The organism is Mesorhizobium sp. B2-7-2 (assembly GCF_006440775.1).
Classification (GTDB): Bacteria; Pseudomonadota; Alphaproteobacteria; order Rhizobiales; family Rhizobiaceae; genus Mesorhizobium.
On the sequence record NZ_VFTZ01000002.1, the window covers coordinates 401,884 to 426,246 of the forward strand.

The following is a 24,363-nucleotide window of genomic DNA, read 5'->3' on the forward strand; positions in this document are numbered from 1 at the left end:
CGTGAACGCCAACTTCGCTTCCTTCCTCTATCTTGTCTCCGGCATCCTGTTCATCCTGGCGCTGCGCGGCCTGTCGCACCCGACCACCAGCCGCCAGGGCAATCTTTACGGCATGATCGGCATGGGCATCGCCATAGCCACAACGCTGGCGCTGGCGCTGCCTTCGGCCGGCCGCTTCGGCCTTATCGTGCTCGGTCTCGCCATTGGCGGCGGCATCGGCGCGGTTACCGCGCGCCGCATCGCCATGACCTCGATGCCGCAGCTGGTCGCCGCCTTCCACAGCCTCGTCGGCTTCGCCGCCGTCATGGTGGCGGCTGCTGCCATCTACGCGCCGGAAAGTTTTGGCATCGGCACGGCGGGCGACATCCACGCCCAAGCGCTTGTCGAGATGAGCCTGGGCGTCGCCATCGGCGCCATCACCTTCACCGGCTCGGTCATCGCCTTCCTGAAGCTCGACGGCCGCATGTCCGGAAAGCCGATCATGATCGGCGGCCGCCACCTGATCAACATCGCGCTCGGTATCGCGCTGGTGGTGCTGATCGTGCTGCTCGTCACCACCGAATCCAAGCTCGTCTTCTGGCTGATCGTCGCCGCCTCGCTGGTGCTCGGCGTGCTCTTGATCATCCCGATCGGCGGCGCCGACATGCCGGTCGTGGTGTCGATGCTGAATTCCTATTCCGGCTGGGCGGCGGCGGCTCTCGGCTTCACCCTCGGCAATCTGGCGCTGATCATCACCGGCGCGCTGGTGGGCTCGTCGGGCGCCATCCTGTCCTACATCATGTGCAAGGGCATGAACCGGAGCTTCATCTCCGTCATCCTCGGCGGCTTCGGCGGCGAGACCGCTCAAGCCGCCGACGACGGCATCGAGCGCACCGTCAAGCAGGGCTCGGCCGACGACGCCGCCTATCTGATGATGAACGCCCAGAAAGTCATCATCGTGCCCGGTTACGGCATGGCGGTCGCCCAGGCGCAGCACGCGCTGCGCGAGATGGCCGACAAGCTCAAGGCCGCCGGCGTCGAGGTCAAATACGCCATCCATCCGGTCGCCGGCCGCATGCCCGGCCACATGAACGTGCTTCTAGCCGAAGCCAACGTGCCCTATGACGAAGTGTTCGAGCTGGAGGACATCAACTCCGAATTCGCGCAGGCCGACGTCGCCTATGTCATCGGCGCCAACGACGTCACCAACCCGTCCGCGCGCGACGACAAGTCCTCGCCGATCTACGGCATGCCGATCCTCGACGTCGACAAGGCGCGCACCTGCCTGTTCGTCAAGCGCTCGCTCGGTTCCGGCTATGCCGGCATCGACAACACGCTGTTCTACAAGGACGGCACCATGATGCTCTTGGGCGACGCCAAGAAGATGACCGAGGAAATCGTCAAGGCGTTTGATCACTGAGCCTCATGGCAGGCATCAAAAAGAAAGGTCCGACAGCTGCCGGGCCTTTCTCTTTGAACCTGTAAAGGCGCGCTCAAATATCCAGATTGGCCACCGACAGCGCATTGTCCTGGATGAACTCGCGGCGTGGTTCCACCTCGTCGCCCATCAGCCGCGAGAACAGCGAATCCGCGTCGGTCGCGTCGTTGACCTTGACCTGCAGCAGCGAGCGCACATTCGGGTCCAGCGTGGTTTCCCAAAGCTGCTCGGCATTCATCTCGCCGAGGCCCTTGTAGCGCTGCATGGTGAGGCCCTTGCGACCTGAAGCGAACACTGCGTTGAGCAGCGCCAGCGGCCCCGAGAGGAGTTCCGAGGTCTCTTTCCGACGCAAGGCAGGCTGCTCGCCATAGACTTCCGCCAGGCGCGCTGCGTAGCGGTCGAGCTGGCGCGCATCGGCCGAATTGATCAGCCCGGCGTCGAGCTGGACCACATCCTTCACGCCGCGCACGGTGCGCTCGAACACATAGCCGCCCGAACCGTCATTGGAGGTCGACAGCCTGCCGGTCCAGCCGCGCTCGGTCTCCTCGGCGATCATGTCGAGCCGCCCGGCGACGCGCTCGGCCATTGCGTTGGCGCGGCCGAGATCGGCAAGCACGTCGGGATTGAGCGCGCCGGCGATCGCCGCCTGCTCGACGACGCTGCGGTTATAGCGCGTGTGCAGCCCGTTGATCAGCTGGCGCACCGAAAGCGCGTCGTCGACCGAGGCGCGCAGGTCCTGTCCTGTCCGTACCTCGCCGGAGGCCAGCACCAGCGAGGCCTCATCCAGTCCGGACCCGATCAGATATTCCTCATAGGCGCTTTCGTCCTTGAGATATTGCGAGCTCTTGCCCCGCGTCACTTTGTAGAGCGGCGGCTGGGCGATGTAGAGATGGCCGCGCTCGATCAGCTCCGGCATCTGCCGGAAGAAGAAGGTGAGCAACAGCGTGCGGATGTGGGCGCCGTCGACGTCGGCGTCCGTCATCAGGATGATCTTGTGGTAGCGCAGCTTGTCGGCGTTGAACTCGTCCTTGCCGATCGAGGTGCCGAGCGCGGTGATCAGCGTGCCGATCATGTCGGAAGAGAGCATGCGGTCGAAGCGCGCCCGTTCGACATTGAGGATCTTGCCGCGCAGCGGCAGGATCGCCTGGTTCTGGCGCGAGCGCCCGCCCTTGGCCGAGCCGCCGGCCGAGTCGCCCTCGACGATGAAGATTTCCGACTTCGCCGGATCGCGCTCCTGGCAGTCGGCGAGCTTGCCGGGCAGCGAGGTGACGCCGAGCGAGCTCTTGCGGGTGATGTCGCGCGCCTTGCGCGCGGCCTCGCGCGCGGCCGCCGCCTGGATCACCTTCTCGACCACCACCCTGCCTTCGCTCGGATGCTCTTCCAGCCAGGTGCCCAGCGCCTCGTTGACCAGGCTCTCCACCACCGGTCGGACCTCGGACGAAACCAGCTTGTCCTTGGTCTGCGAGGAGAATTTCGGATCCGGCACCTTGACCGAGAGCACCGCGGTCAGACCCTCGCGGCAGTCGTCGCCGGTCAGCGAGACTTTTTCCTTCTTGGTCTGGCCGGACGATTCGCCATAGCCGGTGATCTGCCTGGTCAGCGCCGCGCGGAAGCCCGCCAGGTGCGTGCCGCCGTCGCGTTGCGGGATGTTGTTGGTGAAGGCCAGCACGTTCTCGTGGTAGCTGTCGTTCCACCACATCGCGACTTCCACGGTGATGCCGTCGCGCTCGGCGCGGATGGCGATCGGCGTTTCGATCAGCGGCTTCTTGACCCGGTCGAGATATTTGACGAACTCTTCCAGGCCGCCGTCGTAATGCAGCTCGTGGCGCACCAGGTCGGCATGACGCGCGTCGGTGAGCACGATGCGCACGCCGGAATTGAGGAAGGCGAGCTCGCGCAGCCGGTGTTCCAGAGTGCCATAGTCGAATTCGACCATGGTGAAGGTCTCGGCCGACGGGAAGAAGGTGATCTCGCTGCCGCTGCGGCCCTCGTAGGTGCCGGGCTGTTTGTTCTGCTCATATGTGCCCGTCACCTTCAACGGCGCGTCGGCATTGCCATGCGTGAAGCTCATCTCGAAGATTTCGCCGTTGCGGCGGATCTTGAGCTTGAGCCATGCGGAAAGCGCGTTGACCACCGAGACGCCGACGCCGTGCAGACCGCCGGAAACCTTGTAGGAGTTCTGGTCGAATTTGCCGCCGGCATGCAGCTGCGTCATGATCACTTCGGCCGCCGAAACACCCTCGCTGGAGTGGATGTCGGTCGGAATGCCGCGGCCATTGTCGATCACGGTGACGGAACCGTCGGGGTTGAGCGTCACCGAGACGAGGTCGGCGTGACCCGCCAGCGCCTCGTCGATGGCGTTGTCCACCACCTCATAGACCATGTGATGCAGGCCCGAGCCGTCATCGGTGTCGCCGATATACATGCCTGGACGCTTGCGCACGGCATCCAACCCCTTCAAAACCTTGATGGAATCGGCGCCGTACTCGGCTTCCACGCCAATGGCGCTTTCGGTCTGGTCGCTCATGAATACCTGTCTGATTGATGTCGATGATCCGGCACGGGAAAGTCACCCCGAATCGCGCCGTTTTGATGTCCTAGATATAGGCGCAAACGGCTGGTTTTCCAAGGTTTGCGGCCATTTTGCCGGCTTGGCGAGAAGCCTTTCATTCACCCCGAGCCGACGGACCGGCAAGCTGGCTGAGCGCGAGCCGCATTCGGGTACGGTCGCGGACCTGCTCGGCCAGATGGACGCCCGCTTCGTCGGGCACTACATTCGGCTGTCAGCGGAGCATGCTACATGGACACCAAGCCCGCCCCTTTCGTGCCGCCGGCGCCGACGCCGCGCACAACGCCGCCTTCGACGCTGGAGATGATGCGCATCATCTACCGCAATCCGCTCGAATTGTGGGGCGAGCACACCTACAACGAGCCTTGGATTTCGGTCACCGGCGTCGGCGGGCCGCTGGTGGTCGCCAATGATCCGGGCCTCATCCGCCATGTGCTGGTCGACAACGCCAGGAACTACAAGATGGCGACCGTGCGCCAGCTGGTGCTGCGGCCGATCCTGCGCGACGGGCTGCTGACCGCAGAGGGCGAGGTCTGGAAGCGCTCGCGCAAGGCGATGGCGCCGGTGTTCACGCCGCGCCACATCTTCGGCTTCGCCGAGCCGATGCTGAGACACACGTTGGAGTTCGTCACCCGCTACGAGGCCGGCGGCACGACCGATGTCGCCCACGACATGACGCTGCTCACCTATGACATTCTGGCCGAGACGCTGTTCTCCGGCGAGATCGCCGGCGAGCCCGGCAGCTTCGCCAAGGAGATCGATCGCCTGTTCGAGACGATGGGCCGCGTCGATCCGCTCGACCTGCTGCGCGCGCCGGAATGGCTGCCGCGCTTCACCCGCATCCGCGGCCGCAAGACCATGGCCTATTTCCGCAACATCGTCGCCGGCACGGTGAGGATGCGCGAGGAGCGGATGAAGCGCGATCCCGATGGCGTGCCGCAGGATTTTCTCACGCTTCTGCTGCGCGCCGAGGGGCCGGACGGGCTGACCCGCGCCGAAGTCGAGGACAACATCATCACCTTCATCGGCGCCGGCCATGAGACGACCGCGCGGGCGCTGGGCTGGACGATCTATTGCCTCGCCGGGGCGCCCTGGGAACGCGACAAGGTCGAGCAGGAGATCGACGCCGTGCTGGCGCGCGAACCCGATCCGACCAAGTGGCTGGATGCCATGCCGCTCACCCGCGCCGCTTTCGAGGAGGCGCTCAGGCTCTATCCGCCTGCGCCCTCGATCAACCGCGAGCCGATCGAACCGGAGACCTGGAACGGCTTATACATTCCGAAATACGCCGCCGTGCTGGTGATGCCTTGGGTGGTGCACCGCCACCGCAAGCTGTGGGACAGGCCGGACGCCTTCCTGCCGGAGCGTTTCCATCCCGAAAACCGCGACAGGATCGACCGCTTCCAGTACCTGCCCTTCGGCGCCGGGCCGCGCGTCTGCATCGGCGCAAGCTTCGCCATGCAGGAGGCGATCATCGCCCTGGCGATCCTGTTGTCGCGCTTCCGCTTCGACGCGACATCGCAGACCCGGCCTTGGCCGGTGCAGAAACTCACCACGCAGCCGCAGGGCGGCCTGCCGATGCAGGTCTCTCGCCGCGCCTAGAGTTTCGCTATCGGTCGGCGATCGGCCGGCGCTGCTGGAACTGTCCGGCGGCGCGGAAGCGCCAGAGATAGCTGGGCAGGATGGTGGCGATCGCCTGCGGCTGGATGCCGAGGCCGGCAAGCGTCCTGGCGGCGCTGACGGCTTCGTCCGAGACGACATTGTGCTCGCGCAGCTGCAGCACCTGGTCCTTGGTCAGGAGCGGATTGGGCAGCAGCTGCAGGATCGACGCCTGGATGTTCGCCACCCACCACGGCACCGGCACCAGCAACCGCCGGCGGTCGATGACCGCGAGCAGCTCTTCCATGCATTCCTTGAAGGTCAGCACCTGCGGGCCGCCGAGCTCGTAGATCTCGCCGCCCTTGACCTTGCCGTCGACCGAGCGTGCGATCGCTTCGGCGACGTCGCCGACATAGACCGGCTGGTATTTCGTTTGCCCGCCGCCGATCAGCGGCAGCACGGGCGATAGGCGCGCCATGCCGGCGAAGCGGTTGAAGAAGCGGTCCTCCGGTCCGAAATTGATCGACGGCCGGAAGATGACGGCATCCTCAATCGTCTCGAACACCGCCTTTTCGCCCAGCGCCTTGGTGCGGGCGTAGTTGGACGGCGAATTGAGATCGGCGCCGAGCGCCGAGATCTGCGTGAGGCCTGCGCCGACCGAGCGTGCGGCCTCGGCGACGGCGCGCGCGCCGAAATCGTGCACGGCGCCGAATTTCTGGCGGCCGGTCTCATGCAGGATGGCGACCAGGTTGACGACATGGTCGGCGCCTTGCACGGCGCGGTCGACCGACCAGCGCACGCGCACATTGGCCTGAACGGGCTGAATCTGGCCGACATTGCCGAGCGGCTGCACATGGCCGGCAAGGTCGGGCCGCCGGCAGGCGACCCGGATGCGGTAGCCGCGCTTGGCGAGCGCCCGCACGACATGGCGACCGACGAAGCCCGAGCCGCCGAAGACGACGACGAGCTTGGGGGTCTGCAGGATTTCGGTCATGACTTGGCTCCGCGCGCAATGCTTGGCTGAAGCCGTTTCTTAATCCGTTTCTCGCCAAAGGCAAAGAGCGACCGGAGGTCGCCATCGCGTTGTTTTTGGACTTGCCCAGAACGCCCCTCCTGCCACGTTGACGAAGGCAGAAAACCCCGCCGAAGCGGGGTTTCCCGGGCAGTGTCCACGCCGAAGCAGGGTTCAACGAGGCGGCCTGACCTGAGACGGCATCAAGGTGGCGTGAAGCAAGCACGCCCGCCCCGGCCTGAACGCTCGGCGCGGCGCCGCCAGCCGCGTGCCTGACGAAGCCAATCGGCGGCTCGCGGCGTGGGGTGCCGGACATGGGTCGTGCAGCGTCTAAAAAAGGTTCAATCGCGCAGGGAAAATCAGGCCGAATAACGCTCGGCGAATTCCGAAATGCGCTGCACCACTGCCCTGGACGTGGTGATGCCGCGCGCCTTTGCCTTCTCGGCGGCTTCGGCGCGGGAGCGGCCGGGTATATGCACGCCATAGCGCCGCCGCAACCGGTCGAGCTGGTCCTTCATGCGCCGCTCGAAATCCGGGTCGAGCAGCTTTGGCTCGATGGCCAGAACGAAAAGGCCGGTGCCGGGGCTCTCCGCCCCATCGGTGAACCAGGGCGCGTCGAGCGACCAGTTGGCGCCGGAAATGCCCGCGGCCAGCACCTCGACCATTAAAGCGATGTTGGCGCCGCGCTGGCCGCCAAAGGCAAGCATGGCGCCCTTCATCGCCGCCGCCGGATCGGTGGTCGGGTTGCCGCTGGCATCCAGCGCCCAGCCTTCGGGGATTTTCTTGCCGTCCTCGGCCGCCTTGCGGATGTTGACGAAGGCAGTCGCGCTCGACGACTGATCGATGATCAGCGGCGGCCCGTCGGCGGCGGGCGACGCAAAGGACATCGGATTGGTACAATAGACCGGCTTGACCGAGCCTGAGCCGGCAAGCACCGCCGGTCCGTTGGTGGCGGCGAAGGAAACCAGCCCCTGTTCGGCCAGCCGTCCGGTGAAATAGCCGAGTGCGCCGCATGTGTAGGCGTTCTTCTGCGAGAAGATCGAGACGCCGAACAGTTTTGCCGCCTTGACCAGGTCGTCGATGGTGCGGTCGACGCCGGTATGGGCAAGTCCGCCGCGCGCATCCGAAAGATAGACGGCGAGCGCCGGCCGCGTGATCGCCGGATCGGCGTTGCCGTCGATGCGGCCGGCTTCGAGCGCTTCCAGATAGTCGATGAAATGCGACAGCCCCACCGTCGACAGGCCTTCGGCTTCCGCGGCGATGATCGAGGCGGTGAGCGACTGCGCCGCCTCCTCATTGGCACCGGCGCCGAGCGCCGCCATCCGGCATAGGCCTGTAGCCTGGGCGAGGGTGAGTTGCATCGTGGCCGTCCTAAGTGAGTAGGGGAATAAGGGAGTAGGGGAGTAGGGGAAAATTATGGAGCGAGTAGCGACTGGGGGTGGAAATGTGAATGCGGATCGTGGCTGAACACTCCCCTACTCCCCTACTCCCCTACTATCCGATCTTGACCGGAATCCGTGCCTCGATCCGACTGAAGACGAAGACCAGGATACCGGTGATCGTCATATAGATCAGCGCCAGCAGCAGCAAAGGCTCGTAGGTCAGATAGGTGTCCTGGCGCACCTTGGAGGAGACGGCGAAGATGTCGATGACGCTGATCGTCGCCACCAGCGGGGTCGATTTCAACTGCAGCACGGTCTCGCCGGTCAGCGTCGGCAGCGCACGATAGAAGGCCTGCGGCAACCATATGCGCCGGAAGATTTTCCAGCGGCTCATGCCGAACGCGCGGGCTGCCTCCAACTGTCCGCGCGGCACACCGGCGAATGCGCCGCGCATCACTTCACCCTCGTAGCCGGCGAATGAGAAGGTCAGCGCCACCACGCCATACGGCCAGGCCTGCCTGAGATACGGCCAAAGCCACGATTCGCGGATCCATGGATATTGCGGAAAGATCGAGCCGAGGCCGTAATAGAGCAGCCAGAGCTGCAGGAGCAGCGGCGTTCCCCGGATGATGGTGCAGAAGACCTTCGCCGGCGCCGAGAACCAGATCGGTCCGCCTGCCTGGGCGAGCCCGAGCGGCACGGCCAGCGCAAAGCCCAGCGCGCAGGTGACGGCGAGGATCCAAAGCGCCCGCCAGATGCCCATCAGGCCCATTTCCCAATATTGCGGCAGCCAGTCCCAGCGCATGAAGACGGCGGCGCAGAGAACCAGCGCCAGCCCGATCAGGATCAGCACGATGCGGTGCGGCTTGAGCCAGATCGAGGCGCGCGCCGCCATGTGGATCGCGGAGGCTTCGGCGGACATCAGCGCGCCTCTCTGACGGAGGGCATGCCGCGCCGCGACCAGGCCTCGACGCGGCCGATGATCAGGTTGGAGAACAGCGAGAGCGCGAGATAGAGCGCGCCGGCCGCAAGATAGAAAAGAAGGTAGGCCTTGGTCACGCCGGCCGCCTGGCGCGTCGCCAGCGTCAGTTCGAAGAAGCCGACGACAGCAAGCAGCGCTGTGTCCTTGGTGGCGATGAGCCACAGGTTCGCCAGGCCGGGGATGGCGAAGGGCAGCATGGCCGGCACAGTGATGCGTCGCAGCATCAGGCCCGGCGACATGCCGTAGGCGCGGGCGGCCTCGATCTGGCCTTGCGGGATGGCGAGGATGGCGCCGCGGATGACTTCGGTCGAATAGGCGCCCTGGACGAAACCCAGCACGAAAATGCCGGCCGCGAGTCCGCTGATGTCGACACGGCTGTAGCCGATCGCCGTCAGCACTTGGTTGATGAGGTCGGTGCCGGCGTAATAAAGCAGCAGGATCAGCACCAGTTCCGGCACGGCGCGCACGACCGTCGTGTAGACCGCGAGCAGATCGCGCGTCACCGGGCCGCCATAGAGCTTGCCGAACGCGCCGGCGGTGCCGATCATGAGGCCGAGGCAGGTCGCGCCTATGGCGATCTCGACCGAATGCAGCAGACCGACCAGCAACGTGCCGCCCCAGCCGGGCGCCACGGGCGACAGGAGTTCCATGATGCCGGCCGCGGAGGCCGGAAGAAAGGCGTCGATCAGCTTCGCCCCCGGATTGCTGGCGAGCCGCCGACGGTCAGGTCAGCGGCGGGCATGCGTGGCAAGATCGGGCATGGCGCGGACGCCATGCCCTCACTCATATGCGAGAGGGCTCAGTTCGACTGCGTGGCGCCGCCATAGATGTCGAAGTCGAAATATTTTTTCGAGATCTCGTCGTACTTGCCGTTGGCGCGGATCGCCTTGATGCCGGCGTTGAACTTTTCCTTGAGCGCGGTGTCTTCCTTGCGGATACCGGCGCCGACACCTGGGCCAAGCACTTCGTCGTCGGGCGCCACCATGCCCTTCAGGTCGCAGCAGGCCTTGCCCTGGTCCGACTTCAGGAATTCGCCGAGCGCGATCGAGTCGGCCTGCACCGCGTCGATGCGACCGGCGGCCAGATCCTGGTTGGCTTCATCCTGGGTCTGGTATTCCTTGATTTCCTGCGCGCCGGTGAAATGCTTCTTGGCGTACACGGCATGCACGGTCGAGACCTGGACGCCGATCACCTTGCCCTTGAGATCGTCCGGCGTGGCGCCGAACTTCTGGTCCTTCGGCCCGATGATCGCGGTCGGGGTGTTGTAGTACTTGTCCGAGAAGTCGATCGTCTTCTTGCGCTCGTCGGTGATCGACATGGAAGAGACGATGGCGTCGATCTTCTTGGTCGTCAGCGCCGGGATGATGCCGTCCCAGGCCACCGGCGTGATCACGCAGTCGAGTTTCTCTTCGGCGCAGACGGCGTCGACGAAGTCGATCTCCCAGCCCACCCATTTGCCGCTGGCGTCGGGCGAGGTGAAGGGCGGGTAGGGTTCGGCGGCGACGCCGATCTTGACCTGCTCGGCCTTGGCCACTCCGCCCATCGCCGCGACGCCGAGAAGCAGCGCGGCGGCAAATGTCTTGAGAACAGTCTTCATGTCAGGACTCCCAGTTTGTTGTTGTTCCCGGTTTTTCGCTCCGCTTGATGCCGGCACCTAGCCGACATTGCGGAGGAATTGCTTGAGCCTTTCGGATTTGGGCGCGCCGAACAGCTGTTCCGGCGGACCTTCTTCCTCGACCAGCCCGTTGTAGAGATAGACGACATGCGTCGCGACCTCGCGGGCGAACTTCATTTCATGCGTCACCAGCACCATGGTGCGTCCCTCGCGCGCCAGATCGCCGATGACCTTCAGCACCTCGCCGACCAGCTCGGGATCGAGCGCGGAAGTCGGTTCGTCGAACAGCATGACGCGCGGATTGATCGCCAGCGCGCGGGCGATCGCGGCTCGCTGCTGCTGGCCGCCGGACAGGAAAGCCGGATAGACGTCGCGCTTTTCCGCCAGCCCGACGCGGGCGAGCAGCTTCTCGGCCTGGGCGATCGCTTCGCTGCGCTTGACGCCAAGCACATGCACCGGAACCTCGATGACATTCTCGATCAGCGTCATGTGGCTCCACAGGTTGAAATTCTGGAAAACCATGCCGAGCCTCGAGCGAATGCGCTCGATCTGCCTGCGGTCGGCCGGAACGGTGTGGCCGTGGCTGTCGGCCTTGAGCTTGATCTCCTCGCCATTGACCCGGATGATGCCGCTCGTGGGATTCTCCAGGCAGTTGATGCAGCGTAAGAGCGTCGACTTGCCGGAACCGGAGCCGCCGATGATGGCGACCACCTCGCCGTCGCGCGCCGACAGCGAAACCCCCTTCAGCACGTGCAGCTGGCCGAACTTCTTGTGCAGGTTTTCGACATGGATGGCTTCGGCGGCGCCGTTCTGCGCCTCACCGGATTGGACTACGGCAACTCCTGCAGCGCTCACCGGGTGGCCTCTATCTGGCCGACGGCAGTTCGTCGAACGTCTATCCGGCTAATCAACATACGCTGCACTGACCCGCTCCAGGCTTCAGCATGGACCCGACAGCGCGAGCCCGTCAATCCCGCTCATTACGGCACTTGCGGCCTTGTTGCGCAAGTGTATAAATAGCCCTTCATGAAATTTTCACGGTTTTTTTCATCTTAAAAGGGCATCGATGAGCGCTTTCGGATCACAGTCCATGGCGGCGCCGCTGCGGCGCGTGCTGATGCGGTCGGCGGCCAACGCCATGCGTGATGCCGACAGGGCGGCCTGGCACTATGGCCCGGGATTCAACCCGGCGAAGGCCGCTTCGCAGCATTCGCTCCTTGCCGAGCTGGTGGCGGCTTCCGGCGCCGAGATCGAATGGATCGAGGACACGGCCGACGGCCTTTCGGATTCGGTGTTCACGCATGACCCGTCGCTGATGACCGACCGCGGCGCCCTGATCCTGTCCATGGGCAAGCCACTGCGCGCCCGGGAGCCCTCGCTGCATGAGGAAACTTATAAGAGGCTGGGCATTCCGGTCCTCGGTCGTGTCGAGGCGCCTGGTCAGGTCGAAGGCGGTGACTGCGTATGGGTGGATGCCCGCACGCTGGCGATCGGGCGCGGTGTGCGCTCCAACCAGGAAGGCATCCAGCAGGTTTCCAACCTGCTGACGCCGCTGGGCATTTCCGTCTACGGCTTCGATTTGCCGCTGTGGCAGGGCGAAGAGGCGTGCCTGCATCTGATGTCGGTGATCAGCCCGCTGGCCGACGACCTGGCCCTGGTCTATTCGCCGCTTCTGCCGGCCACGTTCTATCAGATGCTGAAGGCGCGCGGCATCCGGCTGGTCGAAGGCGACGCCGAAGAGTTCGCCGCTTCCAACGGCCTCAGCCTGAACGTGCTGCCGACCAGCCCGCACAAGGTCATCGCCGTTGCTGGTTTTCCCAAGACCAAGGCCGCGATGGAAGCCGCCGGCTGCACGGTCGAGACATTCGAGGCGGATGCGCTCTGCATCGCCTGCGAAGGCGGGCCGACATGCCTGACGCGGCCGATCCTGCGCCAATGAATGCGCGCCGCAAGTTCCGCCGCGAGGGCGAGGAGCGGCGGCGGCAGGATCTGATCGATGCGACCCTGGACAGCGTGGCGGAATATGGCCTTCAGGGCGCCACCTTGCGCACCATCGCCTTGCGCGCCGGCGTCACCGCCGGGCTGATCCGGCACTATTTCCCCGGCAAGGAAGAATTGCTGCAGGAAGCCTATGCGGCGCTGGTCGGCCGCATGACCGAGCAGGCGAAAGCGGCATTGGTCATGGAAGACGCCTCGCCTCGCCAACGCCTCGCGGCTTTCGTCACCGCCAACCTCAACGCGCCGATCGTCGACCGGCGGGTGTTTTCGCTCTGGGCAACCTTCCTTGGCCGCGCCAATGCGGATCCGGCGCTCGCCCGTGCCCATCGCGAAGGCTACCTCGGCTTTCGCGACGAGGTGGAAGCGGTCGTTGCCGAAGTGCTTGCCGCCGAGCAGCGCAAGCCGGACGCAGGCGAGCTGCGCCGTCATGCCATCGCGATCAACGCGATCATCGACGGGCTCTGGATCGAAGGCTGCCTGGCGGCAGAGATGTTCTCGCCTGGCGAATTGGCGGCGATAGGCGTCAACGCCATAGAGGCCGAGCTCGGCTTGACGCCACAAAAGGGAGGAAACCAATGACCACCATCGGCGAGGCGCTGATCAAATTGCTCGAAGCGCATGGCGTCGACACCGTTTTCGGTATTCCGGGTGTGCATACGGTCGAGCTCTATCGCGGCCTGGCGCGCTCGAAGATCCGTCATGTCACGCCGCGCCACGAGCAGGGCGCCGGCTTCATGGCCGACGGTTATGCGCGCGCCGGCGGCCGTCCCGGCGTCGCCTTCGTCATCACCGGGCCGGGCCTCACCAACACCATCACAGCCATGGGACAGGCGCGCGCCGATTCGGTGCCGATGCTGGTCATCTCCGGTGTCAACGCCACCGATACGCTGGGAAAAGGGCTGGGCTTCCTGCATGAGCTGCCCGACCAGCGCGGCATGATGGAGAAGGTGGCGCTGTTTTCCGAGCGCATCACCGAGGCCGAGCAATTGCCTGGCGCGCTCGCCCGCGCCTTCGCCGTCTTCTCCTCCTCACGCCCGGGTCCAGTCCATATCGAGATCCCCACCGACGTCATGGTCAAGCCCGCCGATGGTGTTGCGGCCGTCCTTAGCAATACCGCGCCACCCGCTCCGGAGTTGGCGGCGATGGCCGAGGCGGCAAGGCTTTGCAGGGCAGCACGCCGTCCACTGATCGTTTCGGGCGGCGGCGCCAAGAAGGCCGATGCGGCGCTGCGGCGTCTGGCCGAGATGCTCGGCGCCCCCGTGGTCGAGACCGCCAATGCGCGGGGCCTGCTGCACGGCCATCCGCTATGCGTGCCGGCGAGCCCCAGCCTCAAGGCCGTGCGTGCGTTGATGGCGGACGCCGATCTGGTGATTGCCGCCGGCACCGAATTCGGCCCGACCGATTATGACGGTTATGGCGACGGCGGCTTCGTGCTGCCGAAGAACCTGATCCGCATCGATATCGGCGCCGACCAGATCGCGCGCCGGCCGGTGACGGTCGGCATCCAGGCGGATTGCTCGGAAGCGATCGACGCCCTGCTCGCGGCGATCGGGCCTGGCCATGCCGCGGCAAGCGAAGGCGGGGCTCGTGCGGCCGCCACACGCGCGGCAGCACTGTCCGAATTGAAGCCTGATTATCTGGCGCAGGTGCGCGCCGTGGAGGCGATCCGCGACGCGCTGCCGGGCGCCATCATCGTCGGCGATTCGACCCAGCCGATCTATGCCGCCAACCTCTATTACGACCACGACCGTCCCGGCGGCTGGTTCAACGCCGCGACCGGCTTCGGCGCGTTGGGCTACGGCCCGCCGGCGGCGATCGGCGCAGCACTTGCGGTGCCGGAGGCGCCGGTGGTGTGCCTCACCGGCGATGGCGGCTTCCAGTTCACCTTGCCGGAGATCGGCGCCGCGCTTGACGCCCAAGCGCCGGTGATCTTCGTCGTCTGGAACAATCGCGGCTATCGCGAGATCGAAACTTCGATGCTCGATGTCGGCGTCGAGCCGGTCGGCGTGTCGCCGGCGCCGCCCGATTTCTGCAAGCTCGCCGAGGCCTACGGCATCGAGGCCGAGCGGCTGGCCGGGGCCGGCGGCCTTGCCGTGGCGCTGAAGCGCGCGCGGGCGGCCGGCAAGCCGCGCGTCATCGAAATCGCCGTCGACTGAAAGACCGGCACGTCTGCCGGCTGGCCCTTCCGGCGCCGGCAAACCGATGCCGGCCGCCACGGTCCGACGCATGCAAAGACGCTGCGCCTGCCATGTCGATATTTCAATTGAGTGACAACGCGAAAGGCGCGACGTTCCAGTCTGGGGCGGTACAACCAAAAGAAATAATCATAAGAAAATGACAGGAGCGGTCGAAGTATGACGGAAACGCTGAACGGCAGGCATGTCGTGGTGACGGGCGGCACTGGGGCACTCGGCGGCGCGGTTGTCGGCAGATTGCTGGAGCAGGGCGCGATCTGCCACGTGCCCAATGCCCACGCGGCGGCCCCGCCGCATTTTCCTTACGCGGCCCATGCCAGCGTGCATCTGGCGCATAATGTCGACCTATCGGATTCGGCCAAGGTCGAAGCTTTCTACCACCAGGTGCCCGAGCTCTGGGCCTCGATCCACCTTGCCGGCGGCTTCACCATGGCGCCGGTCGAAAAGATCGAGTCGGCCTCCTTCGCCGAGATGATGGACACCAACGCCCGTACGGCTTTCCTGTGCAGCCGCGCCGCGGTGCGCTCGATGCTGGAGTCCAATACGGCCGGCCGCATCGTCAATGTCGCCGCGCGCGCCGGTCTCGATCCGAGGCGCGGCTCCGGCATGGTCGCCTATGCCGCAAGCAAGGCGGCGGTCGCGGCGATGACTGTGGCCATGGCGGAGGAGTTGAAGGGCAAGGGCATCCTAGTCAACGCCGTGGCGCCCTCGACGCTCGACACGCCCGCCAACCGCGCCGACATGCCCGACGCCGATTTCGCCAAATGGGTCAGCCTGGAGGCCGCGGCGGAAGCGATCGCCTATCTCGCCTCGCCCGCCAACCTGGCGATGAGCGGCACGCTGGTGCCGCTCTACGGCCGCGCCTGAGGGGCGACCGCGGGGCGGCTCATCTACAGACGAGCTTGCCTATCTGCGGCTTGAACTTGCGCGGGCCCGGAATCTGTTCGGCGCTCGCGTCGTCGACGATAAATACATCGAGGGTGCGGCCGCCGCCCACCGGTAGTGGTCGTTTCCGATATGCTCGATCACGTCGATGGGGCCATGATTTTCCAGCCTGCGGGCAACATCGCCACTGTCGGTGATGGCGTCGATCTCGGCCTTGCGCTGCCGGTAGGGCGGCAATGCCGCCGCCGTCACCACTGTGCCGGCCAGCAGGAATGCTGCGACAAAACCGACTCGGGCCATAGGGGCTCCGAACCGTCTGGCTTCCTATAGCGGCCTTTCTCGACATTGGCGGGCATGACGACCGCCAACGCCTCTACTGCATTAGAAGAACCTGCGACTATGTCAGATTCGAGACGCCCGCCTCCACGACCTCGACCGCGTCGCCGATTGAGATTGTGCCCGTGTTGTTCGGTATCGCGTTCTGACCGAAGATGATGCCGCCCTTGGCGGAGCGGTGGAGTTTGCCAAGCGTCTGCAGCGGCTCGCGCGGGTCCGGCTGCTCGCCGCTGTGCGGGTCGCGGGTGGTGATGACACAGCGCGCGCAGGGCTTGGCGATGCGCAACTCGACCGAGCCTATGCGGATCGTCCTCCAGCTGTCTTCGGGCCATGCGCCTTCTGCGTCGATGACAATGTTGGGGCGAAACCGCGCCATCCCGATCGGCCTGGCTAAATGGCTGTTCAGATGGTCCAGCGACCCCGTCGTGGCGACCAGCAGCGGAAAACCGTCCGCAAAGCCGACATAATCTCCAGGCTCGCCGAATTCAGGGTCGACCGGCCGGTTTTGCGGATCGTCGAAATAGACGAGATCGACGGGCCGGCCAAGAATCGTGGCGAGATAAGCGCCAGCGGCTGGATCACACGACCGCGCGGCAACCATATCCTTCCAGATCTTGATCTGACGGAGTGCAGCACCTGGGCCTGGAACCTCGACGGCATGCGAACCATGCCTGTCATGTTTCAACAGTATGCCCGTATCGCGATGCTCGACGTCAATCGTTGTCATTGCCGGTATCTGGCGAATGGTGAGGAACTGTACGTCCTTGTCGACGATCATCCAGCGGCGGTCGCCTTCCAAGCCCATGGTCTCGATGTCAGCGCTCGGCACGGCATGGCCGCGCAGGCTCTTGACCGGATAACGATGGAGTTCGACGACCTTCATGCGCATGACCCTATTGCCCGGAGTGTGGAGTTGAAGGGATTGCACGGTCCCTGTCTTGTACCAGTGCCGCGAAATGAAAAACCCGCGAGCCTTGCGGCCCGCGGGTTCATTGTTCAAGCCGCGCGCGTGGCGCGGCTGCAGCTTACGCGGTGCGCGAAGCGGCTTAGTTGCCCTGCTTCTTCAGCGCGGCGCCCAGAATGTCGCCCAGCGAAGCGCCGGAGTCGGTCGAGCCGTACTGAGCGACCGCTTCCTTCTCCTCGGCGATTTCCAGCGCCTTGATCGAGACCTGCAGCTTGCGGGTCTTCTTGTCGAAGGCGATGACACGGGCATCGACCTTCTGGCCGACGGTGAAGCGCTCGGGGCGCTGCTCATCGCGGTCGCGCGAAAGGTCCGAACGCTTGATGAAGGTCTCGATGCCGCTGTCGACCAGCCGCACGTCCAGACCGCCATCCTTCACGCCGATGACCTCGCAGGTGACGACGGCGTTCTTGCGCAGCTCGCCGCTGCTGGCCGCTTCGCCGACCGTGTCGCGGGCCAGCTGCTTGATGCCGAGCGAGATGCGCTCCTTCTCGATGTCGACGTCGAGCACCTGCGCCTTGACCATGTCGCCGCGATTGTACTCTTCGATGACCTGCTCGCCCGGACGGGTCCAGTCGAGGTCGGAGAGATGCACCATGCCGTCCACGTCGCCTTCCAGGCCGATGAACAGGCCGAACTCGGTCTTGTTCTTGACCTCGCCCTCGACCTGGCTGCCGACCGGATGGCTCGAGGCGAAAGCCTGCCACGGGTTTTCCAGCGTCTGCTTGAGGCCGAGCGAGATGCGGCGCTTGGCCGGATCGACCTCGAGCACCACCACGTCGACTTCCTGCGTCGTCGACAGGATCTTGCCGGGGTGCACATTCTTCTTCGTCCACGACATTTCCGAAACGTGGATGAGGCCCTCGATGCCCGGCTCCAACTCGACGAACGCGCCGTAGTCGGTGATGTTGGTGACGGTGCCCTTGATCTTCTTGCCGATCGGGAACTTGGTGCCGATATCCGACCACGGATCCGACTCGAGCTGCTTCATGCCGAGCGAGATGCGGTGGGTTTCCTGGTTGATGCGGATGATCTGCACCTTGACCGTCTGGCCGATGTTGAGGATTTCGGTCGGATGGTTGACGCGGCGCCAGGCCATGTCGGTGACATGCAGCAAGCCGTCGATGCCGCCGAGGTCGACGAACGCACCGTAGTCGGTGATGTTCTTGACCACGCCTTCGACCACCTGGCCTTCCTCGAGGTTCTGCACGATTTCCGAGCGCTGTTCGGCGCGGCTCTCCTCGAGCACGGTGCGGCGCGACACCACGATGTTGCCGCGGCGGCGATCCATCTTGAGGATCTCGAAGGGCTGCGGGTTGTGCATCAGCGGGGTAACGTCGCGGATCGGGCGGATATCGACCTGGCTGCGCGGCAGGAACGCCACGGCGCCGTCGAGGTCGACGGTGAAGCCGCCCTTGACCTGGTTGAAGATGACGCCTTCGACGCGCTCACCCTTGGTGAACTTCTCTTCGAGACGCACCCAGCTCTCCTCGCGGCGAGCCTTCTCGCGCGACAGCATGGCTTCGCCAAGCGCGTTTTCGATGCGCTCGACATAGACCTCGACGGTGTCGCCGACCTTGAGGGAGGATTCCTTGCCCTTGGCGCCGAATTCCTTCAGCGGCACTCGGCCTTCGACCTTGAGGCCGACATCGATGATGGCCATGTCCTTTTCGATCGCGGTGATCGTGCCCCGGACAACCTGGCCCTCGCCGGAATGGCCGGCGGTGAATGATTCTTCGAGCATGCTCGCGAAATCGTCGCGAGACGGATTAGCTACTGACATTGTTTCTCCTGGAATACCCCGGTCTTCAAGCGGGGCGGGCGCCGTGGGTTAGCGTTGCGTGAGCCTGCCGGCGTTCCGGGCTGAAAGCCCTTGGCCGCTGTTCAGGCGGCAAGTCCGGCGCATGAAGAATGCTGGCAGGCTGGTTCGTGCCCGATATGGGTATTTTCGCCGCCAACGGCAATCGAAAAACCTGATCAGGCCTTGTTTCTTTCGGCAAGGACGTCGTCAACGATCGCCATCGCCGCCAGAAACGCGGCTTCTATAGCCATTTCGCTGGTATCAAGCAAGTGCGCGTCTGCCGCCGGCTTCAGCGGCGAGTCGGCGCGGCCCATGTCGCGCTCGTCGCGACGCTCGATATCGGCAAGGATGGTGGCGAGATCGGCGCTGCCGCCCATGCTCTCGATCTCGGCCAGCCGGCGTCTGGCGCGCACTTCGGCGCTTGCCGTGACATAGAGCTTGATGTCGGCATCGGGGCACACCACGGTGCCGATGTCGCGGCCGTCGAGCACAGCACCCGGCGGCGCCTTGGCGAAGGCCCGCTGCTTCTCCACCAGGATACGCCGTACGGTCGGAATGACCGCGACCTTCGATGCGGCCTCGCCCACCGCATGCGCGGCCAGCACGGTGCGGTCAAGGTTGGAGAGGTCCACCTGCCGAGCAGCGGTTTCGGCCGCCGAGACATTGTCGAGCGGCAGGCCGAGCTCGAGCAGCTTGTGGGCCACCGCGCGATAGGTGAGGCCGGTATCGAGCAGGTTCAGCCGGTAGTGGTCGGCGAGCCGGCGGGCGAGCGTGCCTTTGCCCGCGCCTGCCGGGCCGTCGATGGCGATGGTGAAGGTGTGGGTCATGGGCGGGCCAACCGAAGACGCGGGCGCCGCGATCCTTCGCGCCCCCCTCTGTCCTGCCGGACAGTCCGGCAGAACAGAGGGGGGCGCTGTCCCGCCAGCGTTTCAGTTTGGCCCAATCTCATCGACCTCACCCAATCTCCGCGCCCAACCCCTTCATCAGCCCCATGAATTCCGGAAAGCTCGTCGCGATCATGTTGGCGTCGTCGATGGTCACCGGCTTCTCCGTTGCCAGCCCCATCACCAGAAAACTCATGGCGATGCGGTGGTCGAGATGCGTCTTCACCGCCGTATCGGGGCCGTTGGGATGAGCGCCCAGTCCCTTGCCGCCCGGTCTGCCGCGCACGGCGAGCGAGGCCTCGCCCTCGGTGCAGTCGACGCCGTTGAGCTCCAGGCCCCTGGCCACCGCCGCCAGACGGTCGGATTCCTTGACCCGAAGTTCCTCCAGCCCCTGCATCAGCGTCTCGCCCTCGGCGAAGCTCGCGGCGACGGCCAGCACCGGATACTCGTCGATCATCGACGGCGCGCGCTCGGGCGGCACCGCCACGCCTTTCAGCTCCGACGAGCGCACGCGCAAGTCCGCCACGTCCTCGCCGCCGGCATTGCGCGGATTGAGGATATCGATCTTGCCGCCCATTTCCTGCAATGTCAGCAGCAGTCCGGTGCGGGTCGGGTTCATCAGCACGTTCTCGATGACGATGTCCGAACCCGGCACGATGAGCGCCGCAACCAGCGGGAAGCCGGCCGAGGACGGATCGCCCGGCACGGCGATCGTCTGTCCGGTGAGCTTGCCCTGGCCTTCGATGAAGATGTGCCGCACGCCGCGCTCATCCGTCTCGACGCTCAGGTTGGCACCGAAACCCTTCAGCATCTTTTCGGTATGGTCGCGCGTCATCACGGGTTCGATCACCGTGATGATGCCGGGAGTGTTCAAGCCGGCAAGCAGCACCGCCGACTTCACCTGGGCGGATGCCATCGGTACGCGATAGGTGATGGGCGCTGCATGCTTCGGGCCGCGCAGCGTGATCGGCATGCGGTCGCCGGGAGCGGCCTTCAGCACCTGCACGCCCATCTGGCGCAGCGGGTCGAGCACGCGGCCCATCGGCCGGCCCGAAAGCGAGGCGTCGCCGATGAAGGTCGTCTCCATGTCATAGGTGCCGACGAGCCCCATGGTGAGGCGCGAGCCGGTGCCGGCATTGCCGAAGTCGAGCGGGCCTTCAGGCTGCAGCAACGCGCCGTTGCCGGTGCCGCGGATCACCCATTCGCCGCCGTTCTTTTCGATATGCGCGCCCATCGCCTTCATGGCGGCGCCCGTGCGCATCACGTCCTCGCCTTCGAGCAGGCCGGTGATGCGGGTTTCGCCGGAGGCAAGGCCGCCGAACATGAACGAGCGGTGCGAGATCGATTTGTCGCCCGGCACGCGCGCGGTGCCGGCAAGGGCAGGGGATTTGCGGGCCGTGGCCGGCTTAGCGGCGGCGGAGTGAGACATCCTTGTCTTCCAAATGAAATGCCGGCTGGCCGGCTCGGTTCGTCATGCTGCGGCGGTCTCGTATCACGGTGCGTTGCAATGGTCATCCCCTTGTGCGAGGCCTTCGAATACGAGCATTTTACAATGCCGGCTTTTGGCTTTGACAGCGCTCAAAACTGCGGTTATGGGGACCACTCTTTTATTGACGAGGCCTGCTGTGGCAAAAGCTGAACTTGGCACCAAGCGTGTCGACCCCGAAACGGGTCGGAAATTCTACGATCTCAACAAAGACCCGATCGTCTCGCCCTATACCGGCAAGAGCTATCCGCGCTCCTATTTCGAGGAAGGCAAGATTTCCGCCCTCGAGGAAGATGAGGAAGTCGCCGAAAAGGAAGTGGACGCCGACGAAGAGGAAGGCGCCGAAGTCGTGTCGCTCGAGGAGGCCGATGACGAGGCCAAGGGCGGCGGCGACGAACTTCCGGATCTTGGCGACGATGAAGAAGATGTCGATCTCGGCGACGATGAGGACGACACCTTCCTTGCCGACGAAGAGGAAGAGGACGATGACGTCGCCGATATGATCGGTGTCGGCGACGACGATGACGAAGTCTGATTGGATCGTTTGCCGGCCATTTTGGCCTGTGACGAAAAAGCGGCTTTTCAAGGCTTGATCTTGACCGAAGGCGGCGCTAGAAGCCGCCAGCACTAAACGACGGCGCGGTTCCCAATCGCGCCGGATCTCTTCGCCGGAAACGGCGCCGGCCGACTGCCGGGAGTGGGGCCATAGCTCAGTTGGGAGAGCGCTTGAATGGCATTCAAGAGGTCGTCGGTTCGATTCCGATTGGCTCCACCAAACAGTCACTTCCTGACCAATTGCACGAACGGAAAACCGCTCGCACTCGAATTGCTCTAACCGCGCTGGGCGCGGGTTCTGGCTGCTTTGCGCGCTGCCGCCGATCGTCCGGCGGCGCCTTTAGTCTGCGCGGCTTTCCTCGCCGCCGCCGACCGCTCTTCGGCTGTGCGGCCGGATGCGGCGCTCTTGGCCTGCTTCGACAGAGCCTTGTGAGAGGCGGTGCTCTTCGGCTCGCCCTCAAGCACCTTCGATACCGCCTTCGAGACCTTCGGCTGGCGCTTCGGCTTCCGTTCGCCCTGGCCTGCCTCGTAAGCATATTTGGCGCTCTTGCGCGTGCTGTCCTTCACATCGCCTTTTTTGGGGGGCGGCAGGTCGATGCCCGCGCGGCGCGCTTCCGAAAGACCGATGGCGATCGCCTGTTTGGTGGAGCGGGCGCCGTGCTTGCCTTTGCGGACTTTGTCGATTTCCGCGTGAACGAATTCACCGGCCTGCGTGCTTGCCGACTTGCCTTCGCGCTTGTCTTCGCGCGCCTTTTCGATGGTTTTCTTGTCCGGCATTGTTTTTCTCCTCGTTCGAACGGGGGCATGATCGAATGCCGACAGGATGCGTCAGATCGCGCATCAGCGGCTTTCATATGTGCCGACGAGATCGGTAGTGGCGATCATATGCGGCTCCGCCTGGGCCAGAAGATTGGCGATTCCCGGTTCTCCGCCGGTTTCCAGCGCCTCAACGTCGAGTGCTGAAAGGCGGAAGTGATAATGGTGAACGCCGTGCCCTTTTGGCGGCTGGGGACCGTCATAACGGGCATTGCCGAAGTCGTTCACGGCCTGGTGGAAAGTTTCCGGTCCAGCGGTGCCTTCGGGCAAGCGGTCTCGGCCGGCGGCAATGTCATAGACCGCCCAATGGCGAAACATGCCGCGCGGCGCGTCGGGATCCTCGACGACGAGCAGGAAGCTTCTGGTCCCGGCCGGCGCGTTCTTCCACCGCAGGGGAGGAGACAAATTGCCTCCGTTGCGGACATAGGGCTCGGGAATGGTCTGGCCGTTTTCAAAGGCTGGACTCTCAAGCGTGAAAGCCATGGCTGGAACTCCGTGCACTTATCGCGTTCTTCGCGAAGGAATTCACGAACGATCTTTGCTCGCATCGGCGGAGCGCGCTCGCTACTGGTTTCTTTTGGAACGCGGGGCGTTGGCGGGAGTTCCAGCATCATGCCCGCGACGGCGCGTCGATGGATGCCTGCAAGTCGAGATATCGTCGCTGGGAAAGCTGCTCCAACGGAAGCGAACTCAGGTCGTATCCGGCGAAACAAGCGCCGGAGGAAATCCCTATGCCGGTGGCGGCAACTAGGCTAAGGGCTTCCTGTCAGAGGGACGCTTATGAGAATTCCGGCTTTGGGTGGAAATCCGGCGCAGGGACGTGTTCGATCCGGGCTGCTTGCGCGACAAAACAATCTCTTGCCGATGCTTTGCATTGCGGTCGCGCTTGCTGCTTGTCAATCGACCCCAGACACACAGCCTGTTGCTGACCCGCAACCCGCTCCGGCCGCCGCTCCCGCTCCGGCCTCACCGAATTCGGCGGTACTGGATGAGGCGGCTGCGGTCGTTCCGCCCGGCAAGGGCGTTCCGGCCAGATACACTGCATTCTCCGGCATATGGGCGGGACAGCTCAACGGCATGTATGACGGCAAGCTGGCGGTCCTGACCGTGTCTTCGGGCGGGCAGGTGACGGTCAGCTACGCATGGGGCGATCTGGCCGACAACAAGCCGGGTGTCGCTGACGGCTCCGGCAGGATTTCCGGCAACACGTTGAAGCTCGGGCGCCTGCCGAACGGCGCCGACATCACCGCCACCATGGCGTCGCCGGGAATGCTCAACGTCACCTACGCGCTGGCGGGGCAGACCTATGCCGGTTCCTTCGCCCGGGTCAGCCAGTGAGCAAAGCCGGTCACTGAGGTCAAAGCGGGTTCTGCGCGATCCGCACGCTCATCTCCGATCTCGACGGCATGGGCCGGCATCGATCAGCCGGCCGCGCGTCTCGTAGCGGGCGAAGATCGAGATCCGGTCGGCATTCTGGTTGGCTGAACGAGCCGTCCGGCGTCGCCGACAGGAAGGCCGAGTTTGTCGACGTCGTCGGTCTCGGCAAGCTTCGGCACGGCAGCGTCGTCCCGTCCAAGGTGTAGACGCCGAGGCCGATATCGCGCGCCCTGAAACAGGGCGCCTCGCGATTGAAGGCTGCCGACAAAGCAAGACAGGCGCTTTGCATCGATCTTCCTGGCGTCGCCGGCGGCTTCTCCGCTGGTGTCGGCCTTGCGAAAATTTCGCCGATCGTCGCTTGCAAGGCAATCCCATATGTGAAAATATTATTCACAAAAGAAAACAGTGGGAGGAAAGCGACCATGCGTCTCGCCATCCGGCATCGCGCCCGGAACCGCCTTGCAGGCCGCGCCGGAAGCTCCCGGAGAGGATC

At 64.8% G+C, this 24,363-nt stretch carries 23 protein-coding genes and 1 tRNA gene; 9 read left to right on the forward strand and 15 right to left on the reverse strand.

Going from position 1 to position 24,363, the window contains the following annotated elements:
• Position 1 precedes the first annotated feature (1 nt).
• Positions 2-1,399, forward strand: a complete 1,398-nt coding sequence (locus tag FJ425_RS04720) for an NAD(P)(+) transhydrogenase (Re/Si-specific) subunit beta (protein ID WP_140628757.1) — start codon at positions 2-4, stop codon at positions 1,397-1,399.
• 73 nt (positions 1,400-1,472) lie between these two features.
• Here the strand turns inward: FJ425_RS04720 and gyrB are convergent, their stop codons facing one another.
• On the reverse strand, positions 1,473-3,944 hold the full coding sequence (gyrB, locus tag FJ425_RS04725; protein WP_140628760.1) for a DNA topoisomerase (ATP-hydrolyzing) subunit B: 2,472 nt from the start codon (positions 3,942-3,944) through the stop codon (positions 1,473-1,475).
• Positions 3,945-4,217: 273 nt separating this feature from the next.
• On the opposite strand from gyrB, the gene FJ425_RS04730 reads away from it, so the two are divergent.
• Positions 4,218-5,588, forward strand: a complete 1,371-nt coding sequence (locus FJ425_RS04730; protein WP_140722103.1) for a cytochrome P450 — start codon at positions 4,218-4,220, stop codon at positions 5,586-5,588.
• A 7-nt stretch (positions 5,589-5,595) separates the two neighbouring features.
• Here FJ425_RS04730 and FJ425_RS04735 read toward each other — a convergent pair whose 3' ends face one another.
• The 6 genes from FJ425_RS04735 to FJ425_RS04760 all read right to left on the reverse strand — a co-directional run bounded on the left by FJ425_RS04735 (position 5,596) and on the right by FJ425_RS04760 (position 11,431).
• Positions 5,596-6,579: a complex I NDUFA9 subunit family protein gene (locus FJ425_RS04735; RefSeq protein ID WP_140628763.1), complete on the reverse strand. Its 984-nt coding sequence runs from the start codon at positions 6,577-6,579 to the stop codon at positions 5,596-5,598.
• A gap of 377 nt (positions 6,580-6,956) precedes the next feature.
• The gene (locus FJ425_RS04740) at positions 6,957-7,958 is read right to left on the reverse strand and encodes an Ldh family oxidoreductase (protein ID WP_140722105.1); all 1,002 of its coding nucleotides are present in this window, start codon (positions 7,956-7,958) and stop codon (positions 6,957-6,959) included.
• 133 nt (positions 7,959-8,091) lie between these two features.
• Positions 8,092-8,901, reverse strand: coding sequence for an ABC transporter permease (locus tag FJ425_RS04745; RefSeq protein WP_140546718.1), 810 nt, complete (start codon positions 8,899-8,901; stop codon positions 8,092-8,094).
• Complete coding sequence (locus FJ425_RS04750) at positions 8,901-9,611, reverse strand: ABC transporter permease subunit (protein ID WP_181164852.1); 711 nt, start codon at positions 9,609-9,611, stop codon at positions 8,901-8,903. The genes FJ425_RS04745 and FJ425_RS04750 overlap by 1 nt, the downstream gene beginning before the upstream one ends.
• A gap of 149 nt (positions 9,612-9,760) precedes the next feature.
• Positions 9,761-10,558, reverse strand: coding sequence for a transporter substrate-binding domain-containing protein (locus FJ425_RS04755; RefSeq protein WP_140546720.1), 798 nt, complete (start codon positions 10,556-10,558; stop codon positions 9,761-9,763).
• Between the two features lie 57 nt (positions 10,559-10,615).
• Positions 10,616-11,431 (reverse strand): ABC transporter ATP-binding protein, encoded by an 816-nt coding sequence (locus FJ425_RS04760; RefSeq protein ID WP_140546721.1) that lies wholly within the window; start codon positions 11,429-11,431, stop codon positions 10,616-10,618.
• Positions 11,432-11,642: 211 nt separating this feature from the next.
• Here FJ425_RS04760 and FJ425_RS04765 point away from each other — a divergent pair, with 211 nt between their 5' ends.
• The 4 genes from FJ425_RS04765 (at position 11,643) to FJ425_RS04780 (ending at position 15,636) form a co-directional block, all read left to right on the forward strand.
• Entirely contained in the window at positions 11,643-12,515 is an 873-nt protein-coding gene (locus FJ425_RS04765) for a dimethylarginine dimethylaminohydrolase family protein (protein WP_140628772.1), read from the forward strand.
• The gene (locus tag FJ425_RS04770; RefSeq protein ID WP_140628775.1) at positions 12,485-13,153 is read left to right on the forward strand and encodes a TetR family transcriptional regulator C-terminal domain-containing protein; all 669 of its coding nucleotides are present in this window, start codon (positions 12,485-12,487) and stop codon (positions 13,151-13,153) included. Before FJ425_RS04765 ends, FJ425_RS04770 begins: the two co-directional genes overlap by 31 nt.
• Positions 13,150-14,730, forward strand: coding sequence for a 5-guanidino-2-oxopentanoate decarboxylase (locus FJ425_RS04775; protein WP_140628778.1), 1,581 nt, complete (start codon positions 13,150-13,152; stop codon positions 14,728-14,730). Before FJ425_RS04770 ends, FJ425_RS04775 begins: the two co-directional genes overlap by 4 nt.
• A 198-nt stretch (positions 14,731-14,928) precedes the next feature.
• A complete protein-coding gene (locus FJ425_RS04780; protein WP_140628781.1) occupies positions 14,929-15,636 on the forward strand; it encodes an SDR family NAD(P)-dependent oxidoreductase in 708 nt (235 codons plus the stop codon).
• Between the two features lie 39 nt (positions 15,637-15,675).
• Here FJ425_RS04780 and FJ425_RS04785 read toward each other — a convergent pair whose 3' ends face one another.
• From FJ425_RS04785 to aroA, 5 genes are all read right to left on the reverse strand, one after another.
• A complete protein-coding gene (locus tag FJ425_RS04785) occupies positions 15,676-15,954 on the reverse strand; it encodes a hypothetical protein (RefSeq protein WP_140628785.1) in 279 nt (92 codons plus the stop codon).
• Positions 15,955-16,051: 97 nt separating this feature from the next.
• Positions 16,052-16,879 carry an MOSC N-terminal beta barrel domain-containing protein gene (locus FJ425_RS04790; protein WP_140628789.1) on the reverse strand — a complete coding sequence of 276 codons (828 nt, stop codon included), beginning with the start codon at positions 16,877-16,879 and terminating at the stop codon, positions 16,052-16,054.
• A 157-nt stretch (positions 16,880-17,036) separates the two neighbouring features.
• A complete protein-coding gene (gene rpsA, locus FJ425_RS04795; protein WP_095769359.1) occupies positions 17,037-18,734 on the reverse strand; it encodes a 30S ribosomal protein S1 in 1,698 nt (565 codons plus the stop codon).
• Between the two features lie 194 nt (positions 18,735-18,928).
• The gene (gene cmk / locus FJ425_RS04800; protein WP_140628793.1) at positions 18,929-19,579 is read right to left on the reverse strand and encodes a (d)CMP kinase; all 651 of its coding nucleotides are present in this window, start codon (positions 19,577-19,579) and stop codon (positions 18,929-18,931) included.
• A 127-nt stretch (positions 19,580-19,706) separates the two neighbouring features.
• Positions 19,707-21,065, reverse strand: a complete 1,359-nt coding sequence (gene aroA / locus FJ425_RS04805) for a 3-phosphoshikimate 1-carboxyvinyltransferase (protein WP_140722107.1) — start codon at positions 21,063-21,065, stop codon at positions 19,707-19,709.
• 196 nt (positions 21,066-21,261) lie between these two features.
• Here aroA and FJ425_RS04810 point away from each other — a divergent pair, with 196 nt between their 5' ends.
• A complete protein-coding gene (locus FJ425_RS04810) occupies positions 21,262-21,657 on the forward strand; it encodes a TIGR02300 family protein (protein ID WP_140545272.1) in 396 nt (131 codons plus the stop codon).
• Between the two features lie 164 nt (positions 21,658-21,821).
• Positions 21,822-21,897: transfer RNA gene (locus FJ425_RS04815), tRNA-Ala, on the forward strand.
• A gap of 56 nt (positions 21,898-21,953) precedes the next feature.
• Here FJ425_RS04815 and FJ425_RS04820 read toward each other — a convergent pair.
• Positions 21,954-22,454 carry a DUF6496 domain-containing protein gene (locus FJ425_RS04820; RefSeq protein WP_140628799.1) on the reverse strand — a complete coding sequence of 167 codons (501 nt, stop codon included), beginning with the start codon at positions 22,452-22,454 and terminating at the stop codon, positions 21,954-21,956.
• A gap of 63 nt (positions 22,455-22,517) precedes the next feature.
• The gene (locus FJ425_RS04825) at positions 22,518-22,976 is read right to left on the reverse strand and encodes a YbhB/YbcL family Raf kinase inhibitor-like protein (protein ID WP_140628802.1); all 459 of its coding nucleotides are present in this window, start codon (positions 22,974-22,976) and stop codon (positions 22,518-22,520) included.
• Positions 22,977-23,570: 594 nt separating this feature from the next.
• On the opposite strand from FJ425_RS04825, the gene FJ425_RS04830 reads away from it, so the two are divergent.
• Complete coding sequence (locus FJ425_RS04830; protein ID WP_140628804.1) at positions 23,571-23,831, forward strand: hypothetical protein; 261 nt, start codon at positions 23,571-23,573, stop codon at positions 23,829-23,831.
• Between the two features lie 19 nt (positions 23,832-23,850).
• Here FJ425_RS04830 and FJ425_RS04835 read toward each other — a convergent pair whose 3' ends face one another.
• A complete protein-coding gene (locus FJ425_RS04835; protein WP_140628807.1) occupies positions 23,851-24,294 on the reverse strand; it encodes a hypothetical protein in 444 nt (147 codons plus the stop codon).
• Between the last annotated feature and the right edge of the window lie 69 nt (positions 24,295-24,363).

Coding starts and splice junctions, on each gene's coding strand:
- FJ425_RS04735 (WP_140628763.1), bottom strand. CDS start 6,579: ATGACCGAAATCCTGCAGACCCCCAAGCTCGTCGTCGTCTTCGGCGGC.
- FJ425_RS04825 (WP_140628802.1), bottom strand. CDS start 22,976: ATGGCTTTCACGCTTGAGAGTCCAGCCTTTGAAAACGGCCAGACCATT.
- FJ425_RS04730 (WP_140722103.1), top strand. CDS start 4,218: ATGGACACCAAGCCCGCCCCTTTCGTGCCGCCGGCGCCGACGCCGCGC.
- gyrB (WP_140628760.1), bottom strand. CDS start 3,944: ATGAGCGACCAGACCGAAAGCGCCATTGGCGTGGAAGCCGAGTACGGC.
- FJ425_RS04750 (WP_181164852.1), bottom strand. CDS start 9,611: ATGGAACTCCTGTCGCCCGTGGCGCCCGGCTGGGGCGGCACGTTGCTG.
- FJ425_RS04820 (WP_140628799.1), bottom strand. CDS start 22,454: ATGCCGGACAAGAAAACCATCGAAAAGGCGCGCGAAGACAAGCGCGAA.
- FJ425_RS04790 (WP_140628789.1), bottom strand. CDS start 16,879: ATGCGCATGAAGGTCGTCGAACTCCATCGTTATCCGGTCAAGAGCCTG.
- FJ425_RS04830 (WP_140628804.1), top strand. CDS start 23,571: ATGTATGACGGCAAGCTGGCGGTCCTGACCGTGTCTTCGGGCGGGCAG.
- aroA (WP_140722107.1), bottom strand. CDS start 21,065: ATGTCTCACTCCGCCGCCGCTAAGCCGGCCACGGCCCGCAAATCCCCT.
- rpsA (WP_095769359.1), bottom strand. CDS start 18,734: ATGTCAGTAGCTAATCCGTCTCGCGACGATTTCGCGAGCATGCTCGAA.
- FJ425_RS04780 (WP_140628781.1), top strand. CDS start 14,929: ATGACGGAAACGCTGAACGGCAGGCATGTCGTGGTGACGGGCGGCACT.
- FJ425_RS04775 (WP_140628778.1), top strand. CDS start 13,150: ATGACCACCATCGGCGAGGCGCTGATCAAATTGCTCGAAGCGCATGGC.
- FJ425_RS04740 (WP_140722105.1), bottom strand. CDS start 7,958: ATGCAACTCACCCTCGCCCAGGCTACAGGCCTATGCCGGATGGCGGCG.
- cmk (WP_140628793.1), bottom strand. CDS start 19,579: ATGACCCACACCTTCACCATCGCCATCGACGGCCCGGCAGGCGCGGGC.
- FJ425_RS04835 (WP_140628807.1), bottom strand. CDS start 24,294: ATGGTCGCTTTCCTCCCACTGTTTTCTTTTGTGAATAATATTTTCACA.
- FJ425_RS04755 (WP_140546720.1), bottom strand. CDS start 10,558: ATGAAGACTGTTCTCAAGACATTTGCCGCCGCGCTGCTTCTCGGCGTC.
- FJ425_RS04770 (WP_140628775.1), top strand. CDS start 12,485: ATGCCTGACGCGGCCGATCCTGCGCCAATGAATGCGCGCCGCAAGTTC.
- FJ425_RS04765 (WP_140628772.1), top strand. CDS start 11,643: ATGAGCGCTTTCGGATCACAGTCCATGGCGGCGCCGCTGCGGCGCGTG.
- FJ425_RS04745 (WP_140546718.1), bottom strand. CDS start 8,901: ATGTCCGCCGAAGCCTCCGCGATCCACATGGCGGCGCGCGCCTCGATC.
- FJ425_RS04785 (WP_140628785.1), bottom strand. CDS start 15,954: ATGGCCCGAGTCGGTTTTGTCGCAGCATTCCTGCTGGCCGGCACAGTG.